3 protein-coding genes are annotated in these 4,088 nt (G+C 31.8%); all 3 read left to right on the top strand.

Annotated elements, in window-relative coordinates; all coding sequences use genetic code 11:
* The coding region (locus D1164_RS24265) for an integrase core domain-containing protein (RefSeq protein WP_147372284.1) at positions 1-132 on the top strand (132 nt) is incomplete at its 5' end.
* Between the two features lie 72 nt (positions 133-204).
* Positions 205-2,271, top strand: a complete 2,067-nt coding sequence (locus D1164_RS23425; protein WP_119352335.1) for a helicase HerA domain-containing protein — start codon at positions 205-207, stop codon at positions 2,269-2,271.
* A 370-nt stretch (positions 2,272-2,641) separates the two neighbouring features.
* Complete coding sequence (locus D1164_RS23430; RefSeq protein WP_119352336.1) at positions 2,642-3,829, top strand: hypothetical protein; 1,188 nt, start codon at positions 2,642-2,644, stop codon at positions 3,827-3,829.
* The last annotated feature ends 259 nt before the right edge of the window (positions 3,830-4,088 follow it).

The following is a 4,088-nucleotide window of genomic DNA, read 5'->3' on the forward strand; positions in this document are numbered from 1 at the left end:
GACCAATGCTTTTTTTCAACAGCTCATGCAAAACGGGCAACAAAAAGCGCAATTAAAATTTATAATAATAAAAGGCTTCATGTATCTTTAAGGTACAAAACACCAAATATGGTGTTTAATAATGTAGCTTAATATAATGTTTAACCTGTAGCCGTATTCTAGGACTAGACAGGTTAAAAGACATTCAACATAAACAAATAAACCATGATTAAAATATTAAAAAACAAACTGGTACTTTTTTCAATTTTACTGGGAGTCATTTTGATACTTTCTAAATGGCTGACTGGTGAATTTTTCCCATCAACGAGCGATAATAATTTATGGTTCTATTCTGGTTTATTTATGGTGCTAGTATCATCTTTTTTTATTGAAGAATATTATACTTCACCAAGAAATATTTTAGCAAATATATTACCGCTTGTTGTCATATTTATTGCTGTTAAACAGATATTCATAGACAACAATCATGCTTGGCTATGGTGGGTGGGATTTTCATATATTGTTTTTATTTTGCTTTGTTCTTTCCTGTCAATCATACTAAATGATGATGACAGAAGTCCTGACAACTATAAAAACATTCTCAGTGAATATTTAAAAAACATTGCAACCACTTTAGGAAAAGGTAAATTGGTTTTTTCAGCGATGTTTCTTTATTTTCTTTTAACTTTTTATTCAATCAATAATATTAAAGTTTTGTCACTAATGCTTTTCTGGTGGTTTATAATTGTAGCTGACCCCCAGAAGCTTGTCAACAAAATTTCGATTAAAAAGAAATACAGCGATGATGCTGTTGGAAGAATTATTAGTGTTCAATCGAAGAAGATTTTTCTTGTTAGGTTGTTTCAAGATAGTCTGAACGCCAAAATATTTGATATTGTCAGATTTAAATATACTGTTCAAGACGATGAAACACTTGTCTGCTATGGCTTTATCCTGGAAACATTTTTATTAAATGACCAAAAGTGGGTTAAAATCTTACTCTGCAAAGAAGAACATGATGACGCATTAAAGAAAAGTTTTGAAAAAAATATTGTCTATCGCATTTCAAATGATGAGTATATTGAAAAAATTATAAAACGATTCGTTGGTGTTATCGTTGACGGTTCAGAAATTGGGAAAATAAATTTTGAGTGTTACAACTCTAATGAGATTTCAGAAGGCGATTTACTTGAAGTCAATTTAAATAATAAAACCATTTACTATCAAATTATTCAAGGGATTGCAAAAGAAGAAATTGTTGAGAAGAAAAATGAAACTGGCTTTATAAAAGGTCAAGCAATACAATTGGGAAAATGGAATAATGAAAATTATTCATTTGAAAAACATGGATGGGTGCCAGATATTAATTCAGTTGTACTTATAGCAGACACATCTGAAATTGTACCACCTGCATTTGAATATCCCGAATACAAACTAGGTATTATTCCCAATACAACTTTACCAGTTGTTATTAATTTACATGATGCAATAAGTCATCATTTTGCATTATTAGGTGTAACTGGTTCTGGAAAATCATTTATAACCTTTGAGATTTTAAAGGAACTTAGAATTGATACGAAGATAATTTGTGTGGATTTTACCGGTGAGTATCATGAGAAATTAAAAGGATTAAATCCAAAATCAATTCTTCATGATGCAAATGGAGTTACACAGATAGAAGAAATGATTGCAGAAAAAGAAACTGCGACAAAAAGTAAAAACTCAAAGGCTGTTCTTGATTTGAAACATAAAATTCAAGGTAAGCTTAATGAATACATTATTGAATTCATTGAAAGTGAGAATAAAATTGGAATATTTGAATTGCCTGATTTATCCAACACAACCTTTATTCTTGAATTTACACAGTTTTTTCTTGAGAATGTATTCAATATCGCAAAGAAAGGTAGCGCTGAAAGAATATGCCTTGTACTTGAAGAAGCTCACACAGTAGTTCCTGAGACATCTTTCATAGGTGATTTAGGAGACTTTGGAAGCAGTAAAGCAATCGTTAATAAAATTGGACAGATAGCATTGCAAGGCAGAAAATATGGTGTTGGATTACTTGTTATTGCTCAGAGAACTGCAAATGTTTCTAAAACGGTTTTGACTCAATGTAATACGGTATTGTGTTTTCAAGCTTTTGATGAAACAAGCTTTACATTTATTGGTAATTATTTAGGCAAAGACTTAGTAACAACTTTACCAAATTTGACTAAATATCATGCGATTGTAACTGGGAAAGGTGTAAAATCAAATATTCCGATGATTGTTGACTTAACCAGAGAACTTTGAGAATTAAAAATGAAAAAGATGAAAACCCAGTTGCTAACAAATTGCAAATTGCATTGCGGGTGCAGTGGTGTGCGTTGTCTCCGCTCCTTTCTTGACCGTCATGTCCTATCGGACACTGACGCTCTTCGAAATCCGCAACGACAACTTGCAAGTGACCGTTGTGTTGCATTCCCCACATAAGCACTTCCGAAATAGATTTAAACGCAAATTATCTATTTCTCCAGAGCTTATTAAATACTGTTGCTAACGACAAAATTTTAGCACTTTTTTGAAAATTTTCAGATACAAATAAAGCTGAAAGCATTATGAATAAAGGGATACAAGATAAAAAAAAACAAAATTTGACGTTAGTCAGAATAATAAAAAGACCATGAACAAACATATAACCATATTATTGATTCTGTTGATTCCAGTTTTTTCATTTGGACAAGAACAAGAATATAAGAGCAAAGAGCGTGAAAAATATTATAAGAAGTTAAATTATAAGCCTTTTAAGCCATTGAGTAAAAAAGATATTTTGGGTTTCAAGGATGCCCATTTTGACTTAGAAGATATTGCTGATTATACACCTTATTCTGATTCATTGTATCTTACACCTTATCAAGATTCCATTTATAAAATCATGTTTAATCCTGCAAACAGAGATTCAATGATTACTCCAGAGCCTCAATATGTAGGAGAAATAGAAAAAAGCCAGATTTTAAAATATGAGAAAAATGGAGAAGCTGAAGCATTTATTTATGTGAGTAGTAAATACGAAAACAGATATTTTGGAGAGTCTGGGATTTGGGTTGCTTATTCTGCAAATAATGGTGAATCATGGGAATATTTATACACAGGGATTGTTCAACAACAACCTTTATATATAAAGTGGTATTCAAAATTGCCGTTGATTAATTCAAAAAGAGAATTGCAAATTGAAACTTGTCTTCTTCGACAGTTATCTCCATTTTCTCATCCTGGACCAGGACCAACTTATGAAGTTGTCAAAGACGGACTTTTATTGACACTTGATTTGAAGACATTACGAAAGGATACTGATGGTGATGGATTAACTGATATCGTGGAGACAAAATTTTATACAAACCTAAATAATAAGGATACTGACGGAGACGGAATAACAGACGATTTAGACTTAAATCCAAGATTAAATGTGCGAAGAACTGATAAAACAGTAATATTTGAATCTGCAGTGAATGAGGAAACAAATATGTTTGATACAACTGGATTAGTAATTTCTTCATTAAAAACGCCACTGATAAATTATGCAACGGATACAACCGAAACAATATTAATTGTAACTGATAATCCAGACATTCAAAGCATTCAGCCAAAATCAACAAGAGTAATTATTCTCTCTGAGAAAGAATATGAAAAATCTAAAGGATTATTTCGAAATGAATTGAATGATATGTCTATATCGCCACTCTTTAAGGTTGATGACGAAATAGATACTTATATTTTTACGAGAAGTTTTAACACATGGGGTGAGGAATATTTAGTAAAGAAAACGGAAAATGGATGGACAATAATGATAATATCCTCTTGGATTTCGTGAAAAAATTACGCAACACAACACGCGGTATAAAAAATTGCCGGGACAGTCGTTTATTCAAGGGTTGTAGCCCGCACCATCTTTTGTATAACTTGACAGGAAATCACCCGCAATCGGCAACTTTTCATACCGCCACCGTCAGACTGTCTAAAAACCTAACCATATTTTGTTAAAAACTCAGACATATATCAACAGCGACAAATACAGGTATTTAGTACCTTCAGGCATGAAATACATTAAAGGACAAGACAGGACACAAATA

The organism is Mariniphaga sediminis, assembly GCF_003573545.1.
In the GTDB taxonomy this organism is placed as follows: Bacteria; Bacteroidota; Bacteroidia; order Bacteroidales; family Prolixibacteraceae; genus Mariniphaga; species Mariniphaga sediminis.